The sequence below is a fragment of the Candidatus Afararchaeum irisae genome (genome assembly GCA_034190545.1).
In the GTDB taxonomy this organism is placed as follows: domain Archaea; phylum Halobacteriota; class Halobacteria; order Halobacteriales; family Afararchaeaceae; genus Afararchaeum; species Afararchaeum irisae.
This window is the reverse complement of sequence record JAXIOF010000031.1, coordinates 1-19,929: the sequence shown is the minus strand read 5'-3', so window position 1 is coordinate 19,929 and position 19,929 is coordinate 1. Positions and strand designations below refer to the sequence as shown.

Annotated in this window: 18 protein-coding genes; 14 read left to right on the top strand and 4 right to left on the bottom strand. The window is 53.4% G+C overall.

Annotated elements, in window-relative coordinates:
- Positions 1–229 precede the first annotated feature (229 nt).
- Positions 230–1,300, top strand: coding sequence for a sulfotransferase (locus SV253_04345; GenBank protein MDY6775294.1), 1,071 nt, complete (start codon positions 230–232; stop codon positions 1,298–1,300).
- A 918-nt stretch (positions 1,301–2,218) separates the two neighbouring features.
- On the opposite strand, the gene cysC is transcribed toward SV253_04345, so the two are convergent.
- Both cysC and sat read right to left on the bottom strand, forming a co-directional pair.
- Positions 2,219–2,836, bottom strand: coding sequence for an adenylyl-sulfate kinase (gene cysC, locus SV253_04340; GenBank protein MDY6775293.1), 618 nt, complete (start codon positions 2,834–2,836; stop codon positions 2,219–2,221).
- Positions 2,833–3,984 carry a sulfate adenylyltransferase gene (gene sat / locus SV253_04335; protein MDY6775292.1) on the bottom strand — a complete coding sequence of 384 codons (1,152 nt, stop codon included), beginning with the start codon at positions 3,982–3,984 and terminating at the stop codon, positions 2,833–2,835. Before sat ends, cysC begins: the two co-directional genes overlap by 4 nt.
- A gap of 94 nt (positions 3,985–4,078) precedes the next feature.
- Here sat and SV253_04330 point away from each other — a divergent pair, with 94 nt between their 5' ends.
- On the top strand, positions 4,079–4,939 hold the full coding sequence (locus SV253_04330; GenBank protein ID MDY6775291.1) for a PHP domain-containing protein: 861 nt from the start codon (positions 4,079–4,081) through the stop codon (positions 4,937–4,939).
- Positions 4,940–5,220: 281 nt separating this feature from the next.
- On the opposite strand, the gene SV253_04325 is transcribed toward SV253_04330, so the two are convergent.
- Entirely contained in the window at positions 5,221–5,562 is a 342-nt protein-coding gene (locus tag SV253_04325; GenBank protein MDY6775290.1) for a hypothetical protein, read from the bottom strand.
- Here SV253_04325 and SV253_04320 point away from each other — a divergent pair.
- The 4 genes from SV253_04320 (at position 5,548) to SV253_04305 (ending at position 10,058) form a co-directional block, all read left to right on the top strand.
- Positions 5,548–6,222 (top strand): glycosyltransferase, encoded by a 675-nt coding sequence (locus SV253_04320; GenBank protein ID MDY6775289.1) that lies wholly within the window; start codon positions 5,548–5,550, stop codon positions 6,220–6,222. The two genes, SV253_04325 and SV253_04320, sit on opposite strands and share 15 nt — an antisense overlap.
- A 51-nt stretch (positions 6,223–6,273) precedes the next feature.
- On the top strand, positions 6,274–7,137 hold the full coding sequence (locus tag SV253_04315) for a sulfotransferase domain-containing protein (protein MDY6775288.1): 864 nt from the start codon (positions 6,274–6,276) through the stop codon (positions 7,135–7,137).
- A gap of 108 nt (positions 7,138–7,245) precedes the next feature.
- Positions 7,246–8,676, top strand: a complete 1,431-nt coding sequence (locus SV253_04310) for a flippase (protein ID MDY6775287.1) — start codon at positions 7,246–7,248, stop codon at positions 8,674–8,676.
- Between the two features lie 35 nt (positions 8,677–8,711).
- Positions 8,712–10,058, top strand: coding sequence for a sulfatase (locus SV253_04305; GenBank protein MDY6775286.1), 1,347 nt, complete (start codon positions 8,712–8,714; stop codon positions 10,056–10,058).
- A 394-nt stretch (positions 10,059–10,452) separates the two neighbouring features.
- Here SV253_04305 and SV253_04300 read toward each other — a convergent pair whose 3' ends face one another.
- On the bottom strand, positions 10,453–11,283 hold the full coding sequence (locus SV253_04300) for a helix-turn-helix domain-containing protein (GenBank protein MDY6775285.1): 831 nt from the start codon (positions 11,281–11,283) through the stop codon (positions 10,453–10,455).
- A 50-nt stretch (positions 11,284–11,333) separates the two neighbouring features.
- Here SV253_04300 and SV253_04295 point away from each other — a divergent pair, with 50 nt between their 5' ends.
- From SV253_04295 to SV253_04260, 8 genes are read left to right on the top strand one after another with little or no spacing between them, the layout of a single operon-like run.
- Positions 11,334–12,476 (top strand): NAD-dependent epimerase/dehydratase family protein, encoded by a 1,143-nt coding sequence (locus tag SV253_04295; GenBank protein ID MDY6775284.1) that lies wholly within the window; start codon positions 11,334–11,336, stop codon positions 12,474–12,476.
- The gene (locus SV253_04290) at positions 12,472–13,413 is read left to right on the top strand and encodes an NAD-dependent epimerase/dehydratase family protein (GenBank protein MDY6775283.1); all 942 of its coding nucleotides are present in this window, start codon (positions 12,472–12,474) and stop codon (positions 13,411–13,413) included. The genes SV253_04295 and SV253_04290 overlap by 5 nt, the downstream gene beginning before the upstream one ends.
- The gene (locus tag SV253_04285) at positions 13,410–14,357 is read left to right on the top strand and encodes an NAD-dependent epimerase/dehydratase family protein (GenBank protein ID MDY6775282.1); all 948 of its coding nucleotides are present in this window, start codon (positions 13,410–13,412) and stop codon (positions 14,355–14,357) included. Before SV253_04290 ends, SV253_04285 begins: the two co-directional genes overlap by 4 nt.
- Positions 14,354–15,547, top strand: a complete 1,194-nt coding sequence (glmU, locus tag SV253_04280; protein MDY6775281.1) for a bifunctional sugar-1-phosphate nucleotidylyltransferase/acetyltransferase — start codon at positions 14,354–14,356, stop codon at positions 15,545–15,547. The genes SV253_04285 and glmU overlap by 4 nt, the downstream gene beginning before the upstream one ends.
- Positions 15,544–16,704 carry a sugar phosphate nucleotidyltransferase gene (locus SV253_04275; protein ID MDY6775280.1) on the top strand — a complete coding sequence of 387 codons (1,161 nt, stop codon included), beginning with the start codon at positions 15,544–15,546 and terminating at the stop codon, positions 16,702–16,704. Before glmU ends, SV253_04275 begins: the two co-directional genes overlap by 4 nt.
- Position 16,705: 1 nt before the next feature.
- The gene (glmS, locus tag SV253_04270; protein MDY6775279.1) at positions 16,706–18,535 is read left to right on the top strand and encodes a glutamine--fructose-6-phosphate transaminase (isomerizing); all 1,830 of its coding nucleotides are present in this window, start codon (positions 16,706–16,708) and stop codon (positions 18,533–18,535) included.
- 46 nt (positions 18,536–18,581) lie between these two features.
- Entirely contained in the window at positions 18,582–19,010 is a 429-nt protein-coding gene (locus tag SV253_04265; GenBank protein ID MDY6775278.1) for an HIT family protein, read from the top strand.
- Between the two features lie 5 nt (positions 19,011–19,015).
- Complete coding sequence (locus SV253_04260) at positions 19,016–19,633, top strand: hypothetical protein (GenBank protein ID MDY6775277.1); 618 nt, start codon at positions 19,016–19,018, stop codon at positions 19,631–19,633.
- Positions 19,634–19,929: the final 296 nt, after the last annotated feature.

Sequence of the window (19,929 nt, the reverse complement as noted above, 5' to 3'; positions counted from 1 at the left end):
CAAATCTTTTGGGCATGATGAACGTAACTACCCTTACCCAACTACCTATCAGCACGCCTGTAAGGAAGATCAAAAGATACAGTACACGTGACTTCTCACCACCAATTCTGTTTTCTGACATCTTGGCCAAAATAGAACCGTATCAGACATATCAGTTTCGCAAGTTTGCCTCTGTTTCATCGATAAGTTTAACCAAGTAGTTTACTACGTCTCAACCATACTACAAAGTATGTCAGAGAGTGTTCTAAATACTGAGACTAATAGAACAGATGAAGACAAACAACCGATAATGTTAATCTCAACAGAGAGGTCTGGGTCAAACCTAGTACGTAGCATACTGAATACGCATCCTGAAATATCTGCACCTCATCCTCTCGAAACGGCATATCCGTGGCAAAGGATAGTTTCACCGGGAGATATGAGCGACAAACGCGCACGTAAACTCCTACGCGATGTGCTTATTAACAAAAACTATTCTTTCCACCCACTTGATTCCCCCATTAGTGTTGATGACGTATATGAGGAGTATGAGATATCGGAGCAGAGTCAGGGTCACGCCTTGTTTGACGTACAGAAGTCCCTGTACAACGTCTACGCCGAGCAGGAAGAATGTTCGGCATGGGCTTCTAAGTACCCAGCTCTCTGGGAGTTTCTTGATGATATCTTTGACTACTATGAGAAACCCAAGTTTGTTTATCTCGTCAGGGACGTCCGCGATGTTGTTCTGTCATTCAAGACGTCAAACGTCGGAAGATACCATCCGTACTTCAATGCTAAAAGATGGTACGACGAGCAGACTAAAGGTGCCGAACTGCTCAACCGACATGATGAATCCGTCCATCTCCTGAGATACAAGGATCTGCTACAGGATCCAGAGTCGGTCGTCAAAAACATCTGTGACTTCTTGGAGATGGAGTACGACGAGCGTATGCTCTACTACTATGAGACAGAAGAGGCGGAGGCGGCTTCCGAAAGCGCCGACGTCTTTGAGAACCTTACCTCCCCAATAATGAGCGACAACTACGACAAGTTCCACGAGCAACTTCCAGAGGAAGAAATTAAGATAACGGAAAAGATAGCGGGAGATATCTTAGAACGGTTCGGCTATGAAAGAACATATAACGAAGACGAACTGGCTGAGTTTGAGATTGACAAAGAAAAATACCGAAAGAAAGACAAAAAGATAACACGTAGGTGGACTCTCAAACACTGGCGCGAAAGCCCTCGTGAGCAGATTAGGCGTCAAATGGCGCGCTCATTCTCCAGGTATATGATACTCAGGTACGGTGTCTTCGGATAGAAGTAGGGTTCACCAGACATATTTCTGAATACGCTCATGTGTAGATGCGAATACCTAGCGAAAGTCGATGAATAGATCTGCCAGACTGAATAGTCAAGTATAGCTTAAATAACGGCAAGTATTCACTGCTACAGATGAGCGTTCTGAATATAGTCTTTGGCTTGGGGCACTCATCCCCTAAAGGAGGGTGTCAAGTTTAGAGCATGATGTTGTGGAGAGCAGCATAGGATTTTAACCAGTTTGAGGTTGATTTGATAGAGCTATTGGTCGGGAAGTGATTCCAGAATCGAGTGGTTCGGTGTCTTAAAACACCGAACCACGACTCTATAATGCTACGTTGTCCGAAGGTTTCACGTTCGAAGTCACAGTCTAGCTCATGTAATGGCCAGTTGTACCAAGGGCCTCGGCCGACCTTTAGCAAAGGTCGACCTCGACACCTACTAATCACCTCACGTAGAAAGAGTAATGCGTCGAGGTTAGATCTACCTTTACTGACGTCGACGTGGATCACCTCGAAGGTGTCCACGTCGACAGCTGCCCAGACATACACTTCCACCCCGTCAATTTCCAGCTTGGTTTCGTCGACAGCAACTACTTCTCGGTGGTCAGTTTCTGGTTCGAAGAGGTGAGACAGTCGGTGATACCACTGTCTCACAGCTTCGTAAGATCGGTCGACCACCGGTTCTATATCACGATACGATAATCCAGCATAGTACAGGAAAGACGCGACAACGCGTTCACAAATCGAAGATTTGTGGGCTGCAAACGTTTCGCGTTTGCAACGTCTTTCCGTCGGAGTATCTTCACGACAAAATATTTCTTCTTCGCGTGCTTTCTCTATCATGTGGTTGAGCATTTTTGATCCTATAACAAAATTTCTCAACCACACTCTTACTCTCTAAGGTTGACACCGCCCCCCTAAAGGTACCCCAAATTTTTCAGGCGTTCCTGTATATCTTCTGCCTCCTGTTGAGACAGATCCATGCCGTAGTCTTCCTCGCTGACCTCCGAAAGCACCCCTATCTCCGATAGCCTACGTTTTACGTGTTCGACACTCGCGTCCACGGACATTTCCTCTGTATCCACGACTATGTCGGGGTTGTGCGGCTCTTGGAAAGGATGATTTACGCCGGTGAAGTTCTCTATCTTTCCCTCCTGAGCCTTCTCGTATAGTCCCTTGGGGTCCCTTTCGGCGCACGTCTCAACAGAGGCTTTAACGTATATCAGAACTACCTTCCCCGTCGGCTCTATTATGTCTCGTATCTCCTGCTGTGATTCGCGGAACGGGGTTATCATACCTGTTACGCACGCTATCCCGTTCCTGTTCAGTAGTTTACAGATGAACGCAGTCCGTCGATTATTTGTTGCTCGATCTTCACGCGTGAATCCGAGGTCCGGATGCATGTTCTTGCGTATCTCGTCGCCGTCAAGGTTCTCAACATCCAAACCCGCCTCCCGTAGATGTTCTTCCACCCGTTTGGCTAACGTAGACTTCCCGGACGCAGGTAGCCCCATGAACCACAGTGTAAAGCTCATACTTTTCCTCCTACAAACGGTTCCTCCGCGTCGATAATAAAGTTAGCCACCTCGGGACGCATTATTTTCTCCGACGGTTCCTCTCCAGATCTTATCATATCGCGTATCTTGCTACCACTCGGATATATACGCTTCTCATCACTGTGGGGACAGACCTTTTCAGACGTCATGCCGTCGCACTTCTCACAGAAGAACGAGTAGTTGAAGAAGAGAGGTTCTACACCAATATCACTTATTTCATCGAAGATTCGGTGGGCGTCAAAGCCGCCGTAGAAGTCACCTACACCTGCGTGATCCCTTCCAATTACGAAGTGCGTACAGCCTTGGTTCTTCCTGATTATCGAGTCGAAGACGGCTTCACGCGGACCTGCGTATCGCATCACGCTTGGGAAGACCGAGAGAACTGCTCTATTGTCGGGATAGTAGCTCTCAATGAGTCTGTCGTATCCCCCAATTATCACGTCGTCCTGGTAGTCTCCTTCTTTCTTGTCGCCGAGCTTGGGCTGTATCAGGATGCCATCTACGTGTTCGAGTGCTGACTTCTGTATGTATTCGTGGGCACGGTGCGGCGCGTTCCTCGTCTGGAATCCGACGACGGTGTCCCAGTCCTTCGAGTCGAAAAGAACGCGTGACTCGCGTGGAAGTAGGTCACGGTCGTTGTACCTGTGTTCGTCGAAGAGCTTTATTGAACCACCTACAAGGAAGTCCTCCATCTCCAGATAACTTCTCACGCCGGGGTGTGATTCGTCGTCTGTCCCGAATATACTTTCAGCAATCTCCTCTTTGTTCTGTCTATATACCTCATCAATGTTAAGGAAACCTATTAGTTCGCCGTCGGGCGACTCCAGGCCTGCCTTTCTGCCAGGTTCGAGTTCAGCAGCTAGTTCGCTGCCGACATCAAGAATTATGGGGAGAGGCCAAACAGTTCCGTCCTCTAACGTCATGTCATGTGCGACTTTTAATAGGTCGTTTTGTGACAGAAACCCTGTAAGGGGACTGTAACGCCCGCTAGATATATTTATAGCATCTTGATAGCTACCGTAATCAAGACGTATGCTTGGTAGATCGGAGAGTTCCTCTTTTGCAGACTCCGCGTGTTTATCTTCTATAACTCTATCTACGAGATAGCCGCCATGGGGATCTATCATCTGTTTCCTATTAAGGAATACTACTAATAAGCCGTTTTTGATTAATGGAAGCCGACCGACAGTGATTATACTGTAGAAACTGATATACATATATATGGGAATGAAGAACGGATATGCTGACTTACATATACATACCACGAACTCAGATGGAACATCCACTGTTGAGGAGCGTGTAGAACAAGCAAAGGACAGAGGTCTGAAAGCTATATCTATCACCGATCACGACCGTATCCCTCCATCTCTCGAATCACCCAGAAAATCGTACAAGGGTATTGAGGTTGTCACCGGCGTTGAGATACGTGCCGATATCTTCGATACCAAAATAGAGATACTCGGCTATTACATCGACCCTACAAATGACAGACTCAACTCGGTGCTTGAGAAGGTACGCGGGTACAGGGAAAAGCGTAACCGAAAGATTGTTGACAGACTGACCGAAGTTACGGGTCTTGATGTCACGTACGAGTCGCTCAACGACTCCGTCGAAGGAAGTCTCGGACGTCCCCATCTCGCGGATCTTCTCATAGACGAGGGCTACGTCGACACCGTCTCGGAGGCTTTCGACGAGTACCTCGCTGAGGGTGGTGACGTGTACGTACCTATGGAGCGCGCCCCGTACGACGAAGTAATCAAGGCGGTACACGAAGCCGGCGGCGTCACCTCCCTCGCGCATCCGGGGCGTATCCGCTCCGGAAGCGTCCCGGAGATGACCGAAGAACTCGTTGAGAGTGGACTGGATGCCATTGAAGTCTGGTACCCGTATGGCGAGGTAAGATCGGACGACTACGCCGATATAGGTGTAGAGGAAGCCGAGGCACTCGCGGAGGGACACAGTCTGCTGAAGACGGGGGGTTCGGACTGTCATGGTCCAGAGTCGGGTAAGTTTCGGATTGGTAAGGTGGCAGTTACGGAAGAACAACTGTTGAAGTTGAGAACTGAGTCTTCAGTGGAATAATTAGCGGTTACGATACAAGAGAGTATATCTCTTCCCTAACCCTGCCTGAAAAGATGTACAGCGATAACAGCATGAGCGTAAACTTTGTAGAGAACTACGTATGAATGTTCTAGAACGGGAGATTCTATTTTAGTTTAAGGGTGGTCAAGCTACCCTTTCCCGGTATAATAAAGTACTCACAGTCCAATAGGGAATAAATGCCAACTGTCCTACTAATTTCGAATGTTGATATTGACAACGAAGGAGGACGCTCCGAGAAGTTCGCCACACGCAAACGGATGCTACGGGAGAGAGGATGGAAGGTAGTAGTAGGACGTGTTCCCCAACCGTACATCCCTCTCTTTCCTTATGCGGTTCTGAAGTGCCTGTATATCGGACGAAAGCACGACGTTGACGTGGTCAACTCCGTCAGTAATCCCTTCCATCTCCAGCTGATAGGTTACGTTGTAAGCAGTCTTCTGCGTCTTCCTTGGCTCGTTGAGTTCCGCGACCCTATGGTTGACAACCCTGACCGTGACCCTGACGCGTTCCTCACCAAGGTGGCGTCGTGGGTCGAAGGTTTGGCGGTTCGGAACGCTGACCAAGTTGTCTGGGGAGACGGTATACAGATGGGAGATGACCATCTTGAAAACAAGTATCCGGAAGTTCCGTCTGAGAGGTTCTACGAGTTGCCTTTCCTCGGCTTCGAGTCGGAGAAGTTCGAGTCCGCGCCCGCCGAGAGATACGACGCTACCACGGTCACGTACGCCGGTTCGTTCTACGAGGGATGGATAGAGCCGTACGAGCTCCTCGAAGGATTTTCGGAGTACGTGGAGAGGAACGAACCGGAACCCGACGAACTAAACTTACAGTTCTACGGTGACTGGAACGAGGGGTATCAGGAGAAGGTCGAGGAGCTTGAACTCACCGGATTCGTCGAAACACACGACTTCGTGCCTCACAACGAAATCATACCCGTTCTCAAAGGCTCCGACATCGTCGTCTACATCGGCGGCGACGACCCGGAGAACCGACTCAGCGTTCCGTCGAAGATATGGGACTACATGGGTGCAAGAACACCGATACTCGCCGTCGTCGACCCTTCGTTCCGTGTAGCCCGACTCATCGAGGAGAACAACTTAGGAATAGCGGTACATCCCGAAGACACCGAAGGGATAGCCGACGGTATCGAAAGAGTTCTTTCGAGAGAACTCGAATATCCTTCAGAGGAGTCGGTTTTTGAAGAGTTTAGTAGAGCAAATAAGATGGATGATCTAGTCAACATTCTGAATACACTTGGCTAGGGTATCAAAAAATCAATAATTACTTAAATTGGTTAATTCGAGGTTATAATAATGAACTCGGTATTAGAGAAGTTCAAAATATTTGCCTATTGTTACTCGCCAAACAGAATCATGTCTCGTTTGGGGGCTCCTCGTGTATTCGCAAATAGTGTGCCAAAATCCGGTACAAATCTCCTTGCAAAATGTCTCTTTCTTTTCCCTTACTTACGTCCTTCGGGCCCTCTTCACCGTCTTAGGATTGCTGGCAGACATGTTCACATGAATTATAATAGGAATGGGGATTCCGATGACTTTCGACAGAAACTGGATAAAACCAAAGCGGGCCAATACATGACAGGGCATGTATTCTATACCGAGGAGAATTCGAATATACTTGAACAGGAATCTATCCGATCTCTTCTTATAATTCGAGACCCTAGGGACGTCGCTGTCTCCCACTATCACTGGGTGACGGAAAAAAATACGTCACATAGGCTCCATGACTACTACGTTAATCTACCTGACGATGACGCACGTCTTATGGCATCTATAAAAGGTGTCTCTGGAAAACACGCTGATGATGGTAACCGATTTGAAGGGGTGCTTGAGTGGATGGACTCTTTTTATAAATGGAATGCGGAAAATTACAATCTGACCGTGAAATTTGAGAACCTAATAGGTCCTAATGGGGGGGGTGATAAACAATCACAAAAAGAGACGATACAGAGGATATCTGGGCACATAGGGAAACCAATCTCAGAGAAACACGTTGATTATATAGCTAATAATCTGTTTGACACCGAAAGTAGCACCTTTCGAAAGGGGCTAATCGGAGACTGGGAAAATGAATTTAACGAGAGACACAAGGAAGCGTTCAAACAGAAGTCTGGTAATATGCTGACTGAACTGGGATATGTTCAAGATTCTTCTTGGTAATCTACTTAGTTTGGTATATTTGTCATCGGTTACGCGACATCGGTTATTGGCGAAGAACCACAGGAGATTTGATCCCTTCGCTGGAACTTCGATACAGTTGGTGGTAAATTGACTGACGGAGACGCGGGTAGACAGAGCATAATCCTGTTCGGGATACATCTTACAGCGCGCGCAGTCGGCTTCCTTGGTCTCGTCTACTTTGCACGCGTCCTACCTCCCGAAGAACTCGGTGCATACTTCCTTTTCTTCACAGTCGTACAGCTATCTTCCCTGATGTCGAACCTCGGTGTAACGTCCGCCGCGGTCAAACGGATAAGCGAGGGAGAAGACACCGACGGCGTCTTTTCTGCGTCGGTGACTATAGCCACCGCGGCGTCCGTCGCCGTCGCTGTACTCGTCTTTGTCTTCCGCGGCTACCTCGCTGACTACATAGGACTCGACGTTCCGGTGTTCATCGTCGTCGCCGTCGGACTGTGGCTGGTCGCCGACGTTCTCGTAAGGTCGTTACAGGGAGAGGACCGCGTTCTCACTTCGGGCGCTGTCCAGCTCCTACAAGATGTCTTGCGCGTCGGTGTCGGGGCTGTTCTCATAACGTTGGGATACGGCGCGGTTGGGTTAATCTGGGGCGTGATAGCCGGGTTTGCGGCGACCGTGGTGGTCGCGTACCCCCTTCTCAACGTCTCCCTCCGTATTCCGTTACGCGAACACTTCTCACGTATCTTCTCCATCTCACGGTACACGATGTTCTACGGACCCACCAACCTCGTCTACTTTTGGTTTGATACGCTCATGATAGGACTGTTCCTCACCCGTCCCGATGTCAGCGCATACGAGGTCGCTTGGCAGACGACGCGCGTCATGATAATCGCAACCTACGCCATAAACCAGACGGTCTTTCCCAAGATATCCAAGCACGCCACCAAAGGTGACACCGATGAGGTGTCACGCCTCCTGTCAGGTGCGGTCCTGTTCACGCTGTTCTTCCCGCTTCCGGGTCTCGTCGGTATCGCGGTCCTTGGTGAAGAGATTCTGTCGGTCGTATATCGACCCGAGTACGCCGTCGCCGCCGTACCGATGACGTTACTCGCCGGCTACATGGTGGTCGAATCAATCCAGCGCGTCGTCAACTCGACACTCGTCGGTCTGGAACGTCCCGAACTCCCTTTCAGGTCACGTATGGTCGGTGTGACACTCGCGCTCGTCCTGAACGCCGCGCTCATACCGACGGTCGGTCTCGTCGGCGCGGCGGTTGCAACGGTCGTCGCCAAGTTCGTCGACACGGCGATACAGTGGTACTACGTAGCTGATGTCGTCGAACTCAGGATACCTAAGAGGAGTATAGCATGGGAGACGGTCTCCGCGCTCATCATGGGGGGCGTCGTGTACGCCGTCGCTCGCGTTCTGTCTCCGAGACGCGTTCCTTCCTTGGTCGCCGTGGTCGCTCTTGGAGCCGTCGTCTACGGTGTTCTCGTCCTTCTTGATGAAGATATACGCGACGTTTTTTCCGAGTACGTACCCCTGCCTTCGGTCAACCAGTAGTCTTTTTATGTAGGTAACGTATCTCGACGCAACAGATGACGAACGTCGTCTTACTAACCGTAGACTCGCTCCGTGCAGACCACGTAGGGTGTTACGGATACGAACGGGATACGACTCCGTTTATTGACACTCTCGCGTACGAAGGGGCTTCGTTTGACGCCTACGCCAACTCCACGTGGACACGGGCGTCCTTCCCGTCGATACTTACGTCGACTTACCCTCTCGAATACGGAGGCTTCGAGTACCTGTCAGATAGCCGCGTCACGGTCGGTGAGGCGGTCTCCGACCAAGCCTCGACGGCGGCGTTTCACTCCAACCTGTGGCTCTCGCGCGACTACAACTATGACCGTGGATTCGACACCTTCTACGACTCCAAGTCCGACCCTACTTTACTCGCAAAGCTACGCGCCTACGTTAAGACAAACCTTGACCACGACAGCCGTCTGTACCGCATTCTGCAGTGGCTCTACGACACCACGGAGGAGAAGTCCGGCGTTGACGTAGGACAGACGTACAAGGACGCCGAGACGATGACCGATCTCACGGTAGACTGGATATCGGAACAGGAAGATGACTTTTTCGTCTGGACCCATTACATGGATGTCCACCACCCGTACGTTCCACACGACACGCTCGGCGAACTCGGTATCGATCTGAACATCTCCGAACGCGAGGCTGTCAAACTCCGGCGTAAGATGCTTGAGGAGCCGGACGAGATATCCGACGACGACCTAAAAACGTTGATAGACCTGTACGACTGCGAGATACGGTACGTCGATAACCAGATACGGAGGCTGTATGAACATCTCGAAGAGTCAGGTATTGCCGATGACACCGCGGTTATCTTCACGTCGGACCACGGCGAGGAGTTCCGCGACCACGGTGGATTCAGCCACAACGACTCGATGTACGACGAGGTTCTGCACGTTCCGTTCGTCATCCACGGCACAGACGCTCGTGATATATCCGAGGATATCCCGGTAGAGCTACTTGACGTTCCCCCTACTGTCTGCGATATCGTCGGTGTGGAGAATCCTCCGAACTACAGAGGTGTCTCCGCCCTCGAAAACGAAGGCAAACGCCGTCACATCATAAGTGAGACCAACAACCCGGAAGGATACAAGATATCGGTAAGGACAGATGAGTATAAATACATCTGGGACATTGGAAACGAGGAACGTGAGCTCTATAACCTCGCGGAGAATCCGGGAGAGACGGAGAATATGATTAATTCAACCGAATATGAGGAGGTAGCGCAGGAGTTACATGACGAATTGGTCGAGCACCTCGACAAAGTGAAGTCAACCAATGAAAAACTCCCTGACATAACTATGGACAACGAGGTGGAAGAACGTCTCGAAGAACTAGGTTATCTCAGCTAACTACCACCCACCTCTTTCTATGCTGTATTCTATCTCAAGATTATCTCTTCGCACGCCTCCAAGGTGTCAGCTTTGAAGTCCCCTAAAATATTTTCGTCGTCTCTCAAGCTTTCGATGAGTTTCACTTTGAGCGCGTATTCCTTTATTTCCCCATTTTCCGTACTGACTCAGAAATCCCAAGAGCTCTCATGCACTTGCCACTTACTATCAGTAGGATCGCCGATATCGACGAAGTTCCAAGCGAGACCGGATACACGCACGACTTCCTTCATGTACACGAAGTCGCGCACCTGACGGCGACGTCGTCAACTAACAGACAGAGAATACGACTCCACAGAGAATGAAACCAAAACTGTAGCTTCATAATACAAAGACAGAGATAGTCTTACTCACCTCATATTTTCTCCACCGACTCATGCTTCCATACGAGATCAAAGTACTTCTCTGTCCCTGCCACAAGACTCGGATTGTCAGTAATCGCGGAGTCACGCAGAGAGAGGGGTTCGTCGCCTTCTACGACGAAGATAGCCTTCCCAGTCGTGTAGTCCATGCTCGGGTCGACTATCGATCCTCTCAGTGGTAGCTTTGAGTTCGAGTACCGCAGAGACGCCTCGGGTATCTCTTCCTCGATCTTCTGAGTTATCTCTTCCTGTACACGTCGGTTCGACTCCTCCAGACGTGACGGATGCAGAAAGAGAATACGCAGATCCACGCCGCGGTCGACGGCGTCCCTGAGAGACTCCGAGACCGAGTCGTAGTACTCCATCGACTTCGTGGCTATGTCTATGCTGTCCTCGGCGTCGTCGTAGAGGTCGCGTGTCTCACGTTCACTCGGCTCCCCGACGGGCACGAGTCTTAGAAGACTCCTCTTCTCGGCTTCCGTCTCGTCGTCGGGGAGGGCGTCGACTAGGTCGTCCGACTTCGACTCTATCCTCTCGACCTCGCGCTCGTACTCGGCGCGCCGGTTCGACTTCATAGTCTCGACTATCTCGTCGGGGTTCCTGGGTGAGTAGATCTTGGGTCTACCGGGTTCGACGTCGACAAAGCCTCTCTCGACTAAGTCGTCGAGAACGCCGTATATACGTGCCTTCGGGACTCCGCTCGCACGCGAGAGGTCGGGAGCCTTCGACTCTCCCATCTCAAGCAGATGAGCGAGTGACTTAGCGTGGTACTCCTTGAATCCGAGGTCTTCGAGGAGATCCGCGGCTCGGTTTATGTCTGACATAGATGACCTATGCAAAGCTTTAAGATAATAGTTACTCATTATCTGAGTAAATGTCTGTCTTAGTCACAGGAGCAGACGGATACGTCGGATGGCCCCTCTCGTTACGTCTTTCAAGGAGACTCGACGAGAGAGTGATCGGAGTCGACAGCCTCGACAGGAGGAGATGGGTCGAGGAGTCGGGTAGTGTCTCGGCGGTTCCGATCGACTCGCCCGAGGAGAGGTTCGACGCCGAGCCCAACCTCAGCTTTATAGAGGGAGACCTCGCCGACAGGGAGTTCGTCAAACAGATTCTCGAAGTCCACGAGCCAGACACCGTAGTCCACGCCGCCGCACAGCCGAGTGCTCCCTACTCCCAGATAAACGGCGAGCGTGCCCTCGAAACCCAGAGGAACAACAACTCGATGAACGTCAACCTTCTCTGGGGGCTCCGCGAGACGGGTCTCGAAGACACTCATTTCATAGAGACGACTACGACGGGTCTCTACGGAGCACCCGACTTCGAGATACCCGAGGGAGGCTTCGAGGTCGACCGTAACGGCGAGTCCGACGAGGTTCCTTTCCCCAACATGGGAGGTTCGTGGTACCACGCCACGAAGGACTTCGACGCCGCCAACATGCGTCTCGCGTCGAAACAGTGGGATCAGCCCGTGAGTGACGTACGTACTGCGATCGTCTACGGCACAGAGACAGAGGAGACACGTGAGACGGGACTCGGGACGAGGTACGACTTCGACTACTACTTCGGGACGGTAGTCAACCGGTTCTGTGCACAGGCTGTCGCGGGATACCCTCTCACAGTCTACGGAAAAGGAGAACAGAGAAAGCCGATGGTGAGCTTAGAGGACGCAGTCGAGAGTCTCGTGAACCTAGTCGAAGAGGGACACGGAGGCGACGGATTAGAGGTCTACAACCAGGTCACGAGACCCGTAGCTATAGTAGAGCTCGCCGAGACTATCTCTGACGTCGGCGACGAGTTCGGTCTAGACGCCGATGTTGAGCATTTCGAGAATCCGCGTGAGGAGGACGAGGAGCACAAGATGGAGATGGAGAACGACCGTTTCATGGATCTTCTCGGCGAACAGAGGCAGACGCTCGAGGAGGGGGTTCGTGGCATACTCTCGACACTCGACGACCGCAGCGACGTAGTCGAGGCACACGAAGACCGGTTCCTTCCGGGGGTGCTTCAGGATTAAGGTACTCGTCACCGGAGGCGCGGGCTACGTGGGCAGTGGAGTCGTGCCGATGCTTCAGGAACGCGGTCACGAAGTCGTGGTTCTCGATGACTTCTCACTTTCGTCACCACGGAACCTCGCGGGAAGTTTCGGCAGTAGTAAGGGCGATACCGACGGTATCGAGTTCGTCAGAGGCGATATACGTAACACAGAAGCCGTGAGACGTGCGGTAGACGGAGTCGACAGTATCATACATCTCGCGGGAATCACAGGAGCATCGGACACCCACGAGATACGTAAGAAGACTATCGAGGTCAACCATGAGGGTGTAGAGACGGTACTAGACGAGGCGGAGTCGGAGGGTGTCGAGAGATTCGTCCTCGCTAGCTCGTGCAACGTCTACGGCGGAAGCTACTCCGACGATCTCACAGAGGACGACGACCCCGACCCTATGAACCCCTACTCCGAAGCGAAGCTGATGGCGGAAGAGAGATGTAAGGAGTCGGAGGTCGAGACGGTGAGTCTCAGACTCGCCACCAACTACGGCTGGTCGCCGGGTGTACGTTTCAACCTCGTCGTAAACAGCTTCGTATTCCGCGCGCTCGCAGACGAGACTCTCACCGTCTACGGCGACGGCAGTAACTGGAGACCCTTCATACACGTCAAAGACGCAGCACGAGCCTTCGTCGAGGCTCTGTCGTGGGACGAGGGAGTCTACAACACGGGAGGCGAGAACTACACGGTAGACGGAATCGCCGAGACTGTGTCCGAGGTGGTCGGGACTGATGTGAAGACCGAGTACCTGCGTGGCGAGAACCCCGGACCGTCGTACCACGTATCGTTCGACAAGGTAAGTGATCAGGGATTCACACTCGAACACAGCCTACGTGAAGGAGTCCGTGATCTCAGAGACAGGTTTTTAGCCGACCGAGCCAAGACTAAGGAGAAACAGATATGACAGAGACATATAAGATAGGAGTCACAGGAGCGGGTGGATACATAGGTTCACGTCTAACAGCGAACCTACTCGAAGAAGGACATGAGGTCGTACCGACAGACAACTTCTACAACGCGAAGGTCGACGAGGTCGAGGGAGTCGAGATACGTGACTTAGACGTACGTGACAGGGACGGTCTGCGGGAGACGTACGACGACGTCGATGTGCTGATGCATCTCGCAGCTGTGAGTGGTGTCGACTCGTGTGATGACAACCCCGAACTCGCCTTCGACGTCAACGTCGGAGGCACCGAGAACGTCGCTTGGGTCTGCCGTGAGAACGGTATACCACTCGTCTTCCCGTGTAGCATGGCTATAATCGGTGACCCCGTCGAGTTCCCGATCACCTCTGACCACCCGAGGAATCCACTCAACACCTACGGTCTCACTAAGTCGATGGGAGAGGACGACATCCACTCACTCTCGCGCGGCGAGTTCCCGGCTCACGTCTACATGAAGTCGAACCTCTACGGACACCACGAACTCGGCGGTAAGGAGATAGGAAAGAACACCGTCATAAACATATTCGTCGACAAGGCTCTCAACAAAGAACCACTCACAGTCTTCAAGCCCGGGACGCAGGCGCGCGACTTCATACACGTAAAGGACACAGCACGTGCCTACGCCGACTCTCTCGACGTCATACTCGACGAGGAAGACGGTGCGACGACGTATCCGATAGCGAGCGGAGACTGCCGTAGCATACTCGAAATCGCCGAGACAGTACAGGAGGTAGTCGAGGAAGAGAGGGGATATTCGCCCGAAGTAGAACTCGTCGACAACCCACGTGAGGACGAGACACTCGTGGACGACTTCACCGTCGACACGACAAAGGCACGCGACGGGATAGGCTTCGAGGCGGAGTACGACATAGAGAGGGCAGTCAGGGAGATGGTATCCGAATGAAGGCGGTAGTCCTCGCCGCGGGTGAGGGAACACGTATGCGCCCGGTCACACGGACGCGTCCGAAGCCGATGGTTCCCGTCGGAGGCAAGCCTCTTCTCGAAGGCGTCTTAGACGCGTGTTCGGGGTACGTCGACGGCTTCGTAATAGTAGTCGGATACGCCTCCGACGACGTCAAGGAGTACTTCGGCGACGAGTACGACGGAAAGCCAGTCGAGTACGCCGTACAGGACGACCAAGAAGGCACCGCCCACGCGATAGGCACGGCGGAGCCCTACGTCGACGAGAGGTTCATAGCCCTCAACGGGGACGTAGTAGTCTTCCCCGAACTCGTCGAGAGACCCGTCGAGTACGACTCCGCAGTCACGGTCAGAAGAGTCGAAAACCCGACGGAGTACGGCGTCGTGGGAGTCGAAGACGGTGAGGTCACCTCTGTCGTCGAGAAGCCCGACGACCCGCCGTCGAACCTCGCCAACCTCGGTCTATACGTCTTCGAACCCGACGTCTTCGACTACATACGTGAGACGCCCAAGAGCGAGAGAGGAGAGTACGAGATTACCGACACGATACGTGCGATGGTCGATGACGGCTTCGGCTTCGGTGTCGTCGAACACGACGGTGTCTGGCTCGACGTCGGACGTCCGTGGGAGATACTCGAAGCCAACACCGAGATCCTGTCACGTAACGACAGATCGATAGACGGCGATGTCGAGGACGGCGTCGTAGTAGGTGACGGAAACGTCGTCGTCGAGGAGGGCGCTGAGATCAAGTCGGGGACACGTATAGAGGGCGACGTAGTCGTGAAGTCGGGTGCAGTCGTAGGACCCAACGCATACGTGAGAGGCTCGACGACAGTCGGAGAGAACGCCAAGGTCGGAAGCTCCGTAGAGGTCAAGAACTCCGTACTCATGGAGGGCGCGACAGCAGGACATCTGTCGTACATCGGCGACTCAGTCGTCGGAGAGGACGTCAACTTAGGCGCGGGTAGTATGGTCGCAAATCTGAGACACGACGGCGAGAACGTCAGAATGAACGTCAAGGGTGAGTCAGTCGATACAGGCAGGCGTAAGCTAGGCGTCGTCCTAGGAGACGGGGTCAAGACTGGAATCAATACGAGTCTCAACGCCGGAGTCAAGATGGCACCGAAGGAAACAGCCAAGCCTGGTGAGACAGTAATGGAGGACAGAGTATGAAAGCCGTAATCCTCGCCGCGGGGGAGGGTAGACGTCTCAAGCCTCTCACGAACCTGCGCCCGAAGCCGATGATACCCGTCGCCAACAAGCCCCTTCTCGAACACGTCGTCGAGGCGGTCGCCGAGGCGGGTATCGACGAGACTGTGATAGTCGTCGGATACAAGCGTGAGAGGATACAGAGCTACTTCGGAGACGGAAACGACTGGGACGTCTCAGTCGAGTACGCCGCACAGGAGAGACAGCTCGGTACGGGACACGCAGTTCTACAGGCTGAGGAGTACGTCGACGGCGACTTCGTCGTACTCAACGGCGACAGGATGATAGAGTCGGACGTTGTCGAGAGTATCGTAGACAAACACAGGGACGGAGACGGCACTGTGGTCGCAGTCACACGCGCCGACGAGCCGAGTGACTACGGAGTCGTAGAAACCGAAGGAGACGAGGTCGTTAGCATAACTGAGAAGCCACCCGAGTACGAGACACAGACAGACGTGATAAACGCAGGAGTCTACGGATTCGACGTCTCTGTCTTCGACGAGATACGTGATACTCCGACGGGTGCCGACGGAGAGATATCTATAACCTCGACACTCAGCCGTCTGATAGACCGGAGTCAGAGAGTCAGGGCGGTGAGATCGGAGATGTGGATAGACGTCTCACATCTCTGGGATCTCATACAGGTCAACTCAAACGCGATAGACAGAGGGTACGAGGGGATCGGTGACAGCCGTATCGACGGAGACGTAGTCGGATCGGTCTGTGTCGGCGACGGCTGCCGTGTCGGACACAACTCCACAGTTATGCGGGGAACGTCTCTCGGGGACAACGTACGTGTCGGAGCGAACGCTGTCGTATCTAACTCCGTCGTACTCGAAGACGCCTACATAGGAGAGGGTGCGGTCGTCAAGGACGCCGTCGTGGGTGCTAACGCCGTTATAGAGCCCAACAGTACCGTCGCAGGCGGCAGATCCGACGTAGTCGTCGAGAACGAGATACACGAGGACGTCCGTCTCGGCGGTGTCATAGGCGACAACTCACGTATAGGCGGCGGAGCGACAGTCGAAACAGGTACGGTAATCGGAGACGGGACGACAGCCGAGGAAGGCGTGAGACTCTCGGGGAAAGTACCGTCGGACTCAGAGGTGAGGAGGGGATAGTATGTGTGGGATAGTAGGATACACGAGCGACGACGGCTCCGAGGCTCTCGAAGTCCTCGTCAACGGACTCCGGAACCTCGACTACAGGGGATACGACTCGGCGGGTGTCGCGCTCTCGTCCGACAGTCTCGACGTCTACAAGAAAAAGGGCAAGATAGACCGTCTCGAAGAGATACTACCCGAAACCGGGGAAGCCAAGACAGGTACAGGTATTGGACACACCCGGTGGTCGACCCACGGAGAGCCAACAGACGAGAACGCACATCCGCACACCGACTGTACGGGTGAGATAGGCGTCGTTCACAACGGCATAATCGACAACTTCGACGACCTGAAACACGAACTCGCGAGCCACGAATTCAGTAGCGATACCGACACAGAGGTCATACCACATCTCATCGAGGAGGAGATCGACGCCGGCGCGGGGTTCTTCGAGGCGTTCCGGAAGACGGTCGGGAGAATAGAGGGAAGCTACGCTGTCGCAGCAGTCTCCTCGTCGAACGACGAGATCGCGGTCGCACGTCAGGACAGCCCCCTGATACTCGGCTACGGAGACGACGAGAACTACGTCGGAAGCGACGTCACGGCTTTCATAGACTACACTGACGAAGTCACCTACCTCGAAAACGGTGACGTCGCCCTCGTAACAGCCGACGACATCGAGATATACGACTCCGAGACAGGTGAGAGGGTCGAACGTGAGGTCGAGACAGTCGACTGGGAGCCCGAGGCTGCCGAGAAAGGCGGATACGACCATTACATGCTCAAGGAGATACACGAACAGCCACAGTCGCTCCGCCAGACCCTCTCGGGACGTATAGACGAGATAGAGGGTGAGGCGAACCTCGACGTGTCGCTTCCCGACGAGTACCTCAACTCAGTCGAGGAGATACAGGTAGTCGGCGCAGGAACGTCGTACCACGCCTGTCTCGTCGCCGAGGAGCTCATGGAGGAGTACGCAGACGTACGTGTGACTGCGGAGTACTCCCACGAGTACGACTTCGACGGGGGACGTGACCCGTGGCGGACACTCGTCGTCGCGGTGACACAGAGCGGTGAGACCGCAGACACCCTCTCGGCTCTCAAGAGGGCGAAGAGGAGCGGAGCCAGGACGCTCGCTGTCACAAACACCGTAGGAAGCACAGTGACGCGTGAGGCTGACGAAACCCTCTACATACGTGCAGGACCCGAGATAGGCGTCGCGGCGACCAAGACATTCGTCTCACAGGTCGCCACGCTCGGTCTTCTCACCGTCTACGTCGGACGAAAACGGGGCGCGTTAGGCTCCGAGACCGCCTCGGAGATACTCGAAGACATACGGAGTCTCCCGGGTGGTGTACAGCAGGTTCTCGACAACGAGGATGAGGTCAGACAAGTCGCCGAGGAGTACGCCGACTCGGACGCCTTCTTCTATATCGGTAGAAAGCTGGGACATCCCGTCTCGCTCGAAGGCGCTCTCAAGCTCAAGGAAATCTCGTACGACCACGCCGAGGGGTTCCCCGCTGGGGAGCTAAAGCACGGACCTCTCGCTCTAGTGACTTCGGAGACAGCCGTAGTCGCAGTCCTGACTGAAGGAACGAGACCCGGAGAGACAGTCAACAACGTCAAGGAGGTCAAGTCGAGGGAAGCACCCGTTATAGGAGTGGCATCTTCGTGGGTCGACGGAGCCGAGAAGTACGCGGATACGGTACTCGAAGTCCCCGATGCGGGTGCAATGGAGCCAGTCTTAGCTAACGTCTATCTCCAGCTTCTCGCCTACAACGTCGCCGATCTCAAAGGCAGGAACATAGACAAGCCGAGAAACCTCGCTAAGAGTGTGACTGTCGAGTAGACGACGAGAGTAACCTTTTTGCTCCCACCGGTTACTACACATAACCATGTCAAAAGACTGTATATTCTGTAAGATAATAGACGGAGAGCTACCGTCACGTAAGGTATACGAGGACGACAAAGTACTCTCGTTCCTCGATGTCAATCCCCTGTCACGCGGACACACACTCGTGATACCTAAGAACCACTCCGAGACACTCGAAGACCTCGACGATGAGTACTCGGAGGCGGTCTTCAGTGCGGTGAGAGAACTCGTCGAGCCCGTCACAGAAGCTGTCGACGCCGACGCCGCGAACGTCGGAATAAACAACGGAGAAGCAGCAGGACAGGAGGTTCCGCATCTTCACGCTCATATAGTCCCACGTTTCGAGGGTGACGGCGGCGGTCCGATACACAACATACTACCCTCTACGGTCGAACTCGAAGACGACGAGATGGACGAGATCGCTGAGTCTATCTCGGGGAACGTAGAGTAGATCAGATGGGGGCCATACGAAAAGGAGTAGTAACTGTCGTCGTCCTCATCGCCGTCGTAATCGGAGGTGCAGTAGGATCAGGATACGTCCTAGTCGGTGATCCAGCAGGTGCCGTCTCACAGTTAGCCACAGGCGACGTTGAGGCTCCCGATATCGGCGTGGTCACCGGGTCGGTGGGTCCCGTGGATGTCCCTCAGGTGAGAATTACAGAGATATCCACATCCGCTGTGACACTCGACATCCCGTTCTACATCAACAACTCGGCGAACGAGATAGGCGGCTCCGTGAAGTCAGTCGACTACGATGTCTACTGGGCGGACGACGAGGACGGCGAGTACAGCCGTCTCGGAAACGGAAGCTTTGAGGACGTCAGAGTCCCGCCTTCGGAGACCGTGACACAGAGAACGGAGTTCGAGGCTCGGAACGACGAGAGCGCGAAGCTCGCAGGGACTTTAGCCGTCGACGGCGACGTCTTCGTGAGAATCGAGGGTACCGCCGAGATAGAGTTGGGACCCTTCACAGCCTCGAAGGATATTCCGAAGCAGACGACGAGAATCGAGAGGAGCGACGTCGTAGGCGGTATGCCCGACCTGCCTGTTCGAGGATTGGTGTCAGTCGAATAGACAGTCCAGGTGGTGTGGACGTCGAACTCGGTCAGGAAGGAATCGAGAAGACCGACCGTCGCTAACGAGACCAGGGCACTCGTGTCTGCTAGATCGAAATTGACTAAAAGGACGGATGACCTGCAATCTCAACGAGACTCAATTCTCCAGAAACACGTCAAAGTCGCGGGCAGGCGACCGGAAACCCGCCTCATCGATCCAGCGCTTAAGATACCTGTCAGCGGTCTCAGCAGAAATGTGACCGTCTTCGACGAACCGTACTAAGAGACCGATGGAGCCGGTCAGGTCTACACCAC